The organism is Mesorhizobium sp. M0437, assembly GCF_040321335.1.
Lineage (GTDB): Bacteria > Pseudomonadota > Alphaproteobacteria > Rhizobiales > Rhizobiaceae > Mesorhizobium.
Genome location: NZ_JAMYRK010000133.1, coordinates 1 through 5806 on the forward strand (window position 1 = coordinate 1; position 5806 = coordinate 5806).

The 5806-nt window shown below is 65.1% G+C and carries 6 protein-coding genes; 4 read left to right on the top strand and 2 right to left on the bottom strand.

Annotated elements, in window-relative coordinates; all coding sequences use genetic code 11:
• Positions 1 to 306: 306 nt before the first annotated feature.
• Together NKI72_RS33820 and NKI72_RS33825 are read right to left on the bottom strand one after the other, a co-directional pair.
• Entirely contained in the window at positions 307 to 513 is a 207-nt protein-coding gene (locus tag NKI72_RS33820; protein ID WP_352470863.1) for a DUF1737 domain-containing protein, read from the bottom strand.
• A gap of 28 nt (positions 514 to 541) precedes the next feature.
• Positions 542 to 1423 (bottom strand): HpcH/HpaI aldolase/citrate lyase family protein, encoded by an 882-nt coding sequence (locus NKI72_RS33825; RefSeq protein ID WP_352837381.1) that lies wholly within the window; start codon positions 1421 to 1423, stop codon positions 542 to 544.
• A 277-nt stretch (positions 1424 to 1700) separates the two neighbouring features.
• Between NKI72_RS33825 and NKI72_RS33830 the strand changes: the two genes are divergently transcribed.
• The 4 genes from NKI72_RS33830 to NKI72_RS33845 all read left to right on the top strand — a co-directional run.
• Positions 1701 to 3245: a DUF4153 domain-containing protein gene (locus tag NKI72_RS33830; protein ID WP_352837378.1), complete on the top strand. Its 1545-nt coding sequence runs from the start codon at positions 1701 to 1703 to the stop codon at positions 3243 to 3245.
• A 4-nt stretch (positions 3246 to 3249) separates the two neighbouring features.
• Entirely contained in the window at positions 3250 to 3942 is a 693-nt protein-coding gene (locus NKI72_RS33835) for a response regulator (RefSeq protein ID WP_352837375.1), read from the top strand.
• Positions 3930 to 5516, top strand: a complete 1587-nt coding sequence (locus NKI72_RS33840) for an ATP-binding protein (protein ID WP_352837372.1) — start codon at positions 3930 to 3932, stop codon at positions 5514 to 5516. Before NKI72_RS33835 ends, NKI72_RS33840 begins: the two co-directional genes overlap by 13 nt.
• 30 nt (positions 5517 to 5546) lie before the next feature.
• The coding region (locus tag NKI72_RS33845; protein ID WP_352852092.1) for an FAD-dependent oxidoreductase at positions 5547 to 5806 on the top strand (260 nt) is incomplete at its 3' end.

Genomic DNA, 5806 nt, shown 5'->3' on the forward strand with positions numbered 1-5806 from the left:
GGTGTTCCACGGACGGCTCCCTTGTTTGAGATCTCAACGAACTCATTCTGGCACATCCGATGCCGTCGGGCGCCGTCCACCCCATCATGCCGTGATAGTGATGCAGTGCGCCGGCGGTGCAGAACCGAACGCTCATCATCCCGTTCTGGGTAACGGGGCTATCCCGATCGGTGGTAGATCACACTAATCCTGATCCGCCGTGCCCTTCGGCAGAGGTAACGGCATGGATCCTAGGGTACTCCGCGACGTCGCTTCGCGACTGCTACGCCCCAGGATGACGAAGGACGAGCGCTTCAGCGAACCTCCCTACCAGTCGCTGAGCTTGGTGTCGGGGCCGTATTCCTGGCCCTCGATGTCCTTCACCACGGCCTGGCCGCAGCGCATGGTCTTGGCTTCCTGGTCATAGGCATAGGTCGGCGAGCCGAACAGGTGCCAGCCCTTGTTCAACGCCGCCGTCACCTTGTGGCAGAAGCTGGAATCGTCCGGACCGGACAGAAAACGGTAGAGTTTCATTCTTCAATCCTGTCGTCAGTTGCGTTAGTCATGCGCGAACAGCGGCGGCCTTCGCCAGCAGTTTTTCGGCCTGCGCCAGATGCAGCCGCTCGACCATCTTGCCGTTCAGCGCAACTACCGCCCTACCGGTATGTTGGGCGAGCGCGAAGGCATCCTTGACCGCGCGCGCTTCGGCTATTGCTTCGGGCGACGGTGCAAAGGCGCGGTTCGCGGCTTCGATCTGAGCCGGATGGATTAGCGACTTGCCGTCAAAACCCATGGCGGCCGCTTCCGTGCACTCGCGCGCAAACCCGTCCATATCGCGAAAATCATTGAAGACGCCATCGAGCAGGTCGAGGCCGCCGGCACGCGCCGCGAGCACCATTTGCATCAGCCATGGAACGAGATAGCGCCGGTCGGGCGTGGCGAGAATTCCGGTGTCCTTGACCAGGTCATTCGTTCCGGCAGCGAAACAAGCCAGTCGAGAGGCCGGATCGCGGCCGAGCTCAGCGATCGGCCCGATATTGAGCAGCGCCCTGGGCGTCTCGATCATCGCCCATAGCTTGACTTCGTCGGCGATAAAATTGTCGTCGAGCACGTCGCCGGCCTCGAGAATGTCGCGCGGCGTGTCGACCTTGGGCAGCAGGATGGCGTCGGGCGAGCATTTTGCCGCGGCCAGCAGGTCGGCGCCGCCCCACTCGCTCGACAGCGCATTGATGCGCACGACCATCTCGCAGCGCCGGTTGGAACGGCCGGCGAAAATCGCCGCCAGCTTTTCGCGCGCGGAAGGCTTGTCGGCCGGGGCGACGGCGTCCTCGAGATCGATGACGACGGTATCGCAGGCCAGCGATTGGATCTTGGCCAGCGCCTTGTCGTTCGAAGCCGGGACGTAAAGCACCGAGCGGCGCGGGCGGTAGCTTTCGGTGGTCATCTCCGATCTATGCCGTCTGCAGCCGGCCGAGGCAAGCCGTGCATAAAAACTGCACGCAATTTCGGAAAATCTCCTCGTCTCCGCCCCGCTTGCCACCCGACCGGATGCGACAAGGGCGGCATGCAAGAGCAAACGAACTCCCGTTGGTCCCTGCCGTACCGGCTTCGCCGCGAAAGCTGGTGGCTCGTCGATCCGCCCGGACTTCGGTAAACCTCCTCCCTTTCGTCCGGAAATCCCCGCCCACCGGCCGCATCAAAGCCGCCGAGAAAGCCCGATCATGATAGTATTCCTCTCGGCGGCGCCGAGCTATTGCTACCGCTTCGGCGTTGCCGTCCTGCTCGTCGCACTGGCCGATTTTTTCTTCTATGGCCAACCGGCGGGCATCACGCTTTTCCTGTTCGGCGTTGCGATTGCAGCGGCGAGCATGGCTCTCCATCCTCTCGGCGCCTTCAACGACGGCAGGTTCTGGTTCAAGCCGGTTGCGCTGTTCATGGCGCTGCTGCCGCTTGTGGAAAATGTCAGCGCACTGTCCGTCTCGATCGCGCTGGCGGCGACGGCCATCTTCGCGCTTTCACTGGCCGGACGGTTGCGGCTCGGCCTTGCCCGCATTGCCGGCCAACTCTCGCTGTTCCTGGTTGCAACGCCATTTCGGCTCGTCCTTGATTTCTTCCGCTGGCGCATGGCGGCGCGGCGGCTTGGCCGGCGGCGCGTGCGCCTTGCGGCGATCGCCGTCTGGGTCATGCCGCTGAGCCTCGGCACAGTGTTCCTCGCGCTGTTCGGCGCCGCCAATCCGGTCATCGAATATTGGTTCTCGCTGATCGACCTGATGGCACTGCTCGACCTCGTCCAGCTGCCACGTCTCGCCTTCTGGCTGTTCGTGCTTGCCTGCGTCTGGGCCTTTCTGCGGCCGCGCCTGCCGCGTTTTCTCCGCCGCCGCAGGGTGTCGCCAGCCAGCGCACCGGCGACGCCGGCCACCAGGACCACCATCGAGGACATCGTCTTCGGCAAGGCCGCTATCCTCCGGGCGCTCGTCGTCTTCAACATCCTGTTCGCGGTGCAGAGCGCACTCGACGCCACCTATCTGTGGGGCGGCATCGCGCTTCCCGACGGGCTGACCTATGCCGCCTACGCGCATCGCGGCGCCTATCCGCTGATCGTCACGGCGCTGCTGGCCGCCGGCTTCGTGCTGGCGGCGCTGCGGCCGGGAAGCGCGACCTCCGGCGATCCGCTCATCCGCCGGCTGGTTTATGCCTGGGTGGCGCAGAACATCCTCCTGGTGATCTCGTCGATCCTGCGGCTCGATCTCTATATCGGTATCTATGCGCTGACCTATTGGCGTGTCGCTGCGTTCGTCTGGATGGGGCTGGTGGCGGCAGGCCTTGTCCTGATCATGGCCCGCATCGCGCGCGAAAAGTCCAACGAATGGCTGCTTGCCGCCAATCTTCTGACGCTATCGGCGACGCTCTATGCCTGCTCGTTCATCAACTTTGCCGCGCTGATCGCCAACTACAATGTCGACCATTGCTTCGAAATGACCGGCCAAGGCACCCAGCTCGACGTCTGGTACCTGCGCTCGCTCGGGCCCGGCGCCTTGCCGGCGCTCGATCGCTTCGTCCAGCACCAGAGCAGGACGGTTTCCGCGGAGGATGCCTCCATCCGCGAACTCGCCGGCTGGTATGCACAGGACGAAGCACGCTTCCGCGCCGGCCAGGAGAACTGGCGGGGCTGGAGCTTTCGCGACTGGCGGCTCAACCGCGCCCTCAACAGGCGTGGCCCGTTCGTGGTTCCTCCGATGTCCGAACCCTTCATGCCGGGCCGCTGATTTGATGCCGCACCACATACTGGTCGCCGACGACGACCCGCACATTCGCGAAATCATCTGCTTCGCGCTGGAAAAGGCCGGCATGAAAACGCTGGCGGTGCCGGACGGCGCGGCTGCCTTGCAGGCGATAGAGCGCCATGCGCCCGATCTCGTCGTGCTCGACATCGGCATGCCGGAAATGGACGGGCTGGAAGTGTGCCGGCGGCTGCGCCACACATCCGACCTGCCGGTGCTGTTCCTGTCCGCGCGTGATGAAGAGATCGACCGCGTGCTCGGGCTGGAGATGGGCGGCGATGATTATGTCATCAAGCCGTTCAGCCCGCGCGAGCTGGTCGCCCGCGTCAACGTCATTCTGCGCCGCGCTCGGCCCACGCCGGAACCAGCCGACGACCGGCAATTCTCGCATGGCAGACTGTTGCTGGTTCCGGCAAGCCATACAGCCAGCTTCGACGGCAAGCCGCTGGCGCTGACGTCGATCGAATTCGCGATCCTGAAAGGCTTTTTGGCGCGGCCGGCGCATGTGCTTGGCCGCGACATGGTGATGGCCAACGCCTATGCGGCCAATATCCATGTCGCAGACCGCACCGTCGACAGCCACATCCGCAATATCCGCGCCAAGCTGGCGGCCGTCGGCTGCGTCGATGCGATCGAGACCGTGCACGGCGTCGGTTTTCGGCTGGGCGGATGCGGCGCGTGAGCGCCCAAGGACTGATTGGCAGCAAATGGCGGCCTCGCCTCGCCACGGTCGTCATCGCCATCCTGATCATGGTGATGGCGCTGCCGCTGGCCGGCCTGTTTTTCTTCCGGCTCTACGAGAACCAGCTGATCCGGCAGACCGAGGCCGAGCTGATCGCCCAAGGCGCCGCCCTTGGCGCGATCTATGCGCAAGAGGTTCGCGAGGCCGGCATTGCCCCGGAAAAGCTAGGCGCACCCGTGCCTTCACCCAACACCAGCGATCGGGCCTCTCCCTACCAGCCGATCGAACCGGGCCTCGATCTTGCGTCCGACGGGATCCTGCCGACCCGGCCCGCGGCCACCGCGGCCAGCGCCGATCCCGCCTTCGCTTCAATCGGCGCACGCCTGTCGGGCATTCTTGCCGAGACGCAGAAGACCACGCTCGCCGGCTTCCGGCTGCTCGATCCCAGAGGCGTGGTCATCGCCGGCCGTGAGGAGGCCGGCCTGTCGCTCGCGGCTGTCGAAGAGGTTCGCGCAGCGCTTGCCGGCCGCTACGCCAGCGCGCTCAGGCTGCGGGTTCCCGACCAGCCGTCGCCGCCGCTCTATTCGGTCAGCCGCGGCACCAAGGTTCGCGTCTTCGTGGCCATGCCGGTTGCGGTCTCCGGCAAGGTCGCCGGCGTCGTCTATCTGTCGCGGACGCCGAACAACATCGTCAAGCATCTCTATGGCGAGCGCGGCAAGGTGGCGCTGGCGGCAATCGCCATCCTCGGCGGCGCGCTGCTGATCGGGCTGGTCTTCCTGCGCGCCGTCAGCCGTCCGATCTATGCGCTGATGGAACGCACGAAACGCATCGCCGCCGGCGACCGCGCGGCGATCAGGCCGCTCGATCACCACGGCACGCGCGAAATGGGTGAACTCTCTGCTGCTTTCCTCGACATGGCCGAAAAGCTGCACGCACGCTCCGACGGCATCCAGACCTTTGCCACCCACGTCTCGCACGAGCTCAAATCGCCGCTGACGGCGATCCAGGGGGCCGCCGAACTGCTGCGCGATTCGGGCAGCGCGATGGACGAGGCCGAGCGGCGGCGTTTTTCGGACAATATCGTCACCGATGCCGGCCGGCTCAACCTTCTGGTGCGCCGCCTGCTCGACCTGGCGCGCGCCGAAAATCTCGAACCGAGCGGCGAAAACACGTCGCTCACTGCTGCACTGGCGCTGCTGCCGGCCGACCACAGGCTGGCGCTGCGCCTCGAGGCGGGCGCCCAGATCGGTCTGCGCATATCGGCCGAAAACGCGGCGATCGTGCTGGCCAATCTCATCGACAATTCGGCGCGGCACGGCGCAACGCTGGTTTCGATCACGGCCGCAAGCGCGGACGGCAAGGCCACCATTGTGGTGGACGACGACGGCGCCGGCATTTCGCCCAGCAACCGAGGCCGCATCTTCGAGCCGTTCTTCACCACGCGCCGCGATTCCGGCGGCACCGGCATGGGCCTCGGCATCGTGCTGGCCCTCCTGAAAGCGCATGATGGCACGATCCGGCTGGTTGACTCGGCGAGCGGCACGCGCTTCGAGATCATCCTGCCGGCGGCGTGACGCGGCGGTTCAGATCGGAAGGGCCAAAAGGTGCATTACGACATCGTCATCATCGGCGGAGCCATCGTCGGCTCCTCGGTCGCCTATTATCTGCGCGAGGAAGGGTTTTCGGGCTCGATCGCGCTTGTCGAGCGCGACCCGCAATTTTCCCGCGCCGCGACCACGCTGTCCTGCGCCTCAATCCGCCAGCAGTTCTCGATCCCGGAAAACATCCGGCTGTCGCAATTCACGCTGAAACTGTTCCGGCGGCTCAGGGAAGAGTTTGGCGCGGACGCCGATATCGGCTTTCG

What these genes read in the sequence shown, in the direction of transcription:
- NKI72_RS33820 (WP_352470863.1), bottom strand. Translation starts at nt 513, where the DNA reads ATGAAACTCTACCGTTTTCTGTCCGGTCCGGACGATTCCAGCTTCTGC.
- NKI72_RS33825 (WP_352837381.1), bottom strand. Translation starts at nt 1,423, where the DNA reads ATGACCACCGAAAGCTACCGCCCGCGCCGCTCGGTGCTTTACGTCCCG.
- NKI72_RS33830 (WP_352837378.1), top strand. Translation starts at nt 1,701, where the DNA reads ATGATAGTATTCCTCTCGGCGGCGCCGAGCTATTGCTACCGCTTCGGC.
- NKI72_RS33835 (WP_352837375.1), top strand. Translation starts at nt 3,250, where the DNA reads ATGCCGCACCACATACTGGTCGCCGACGACGACCCGCACATTCGCGAA.
- NKI72_RS33840 (WP_352837372.1), top strand. Translation starts at nt 3,930, where the DNA reads ATGCGGCGCGTGAGCGCCCAAGGACTGATTGGCAGCAAATGGCGGCCT.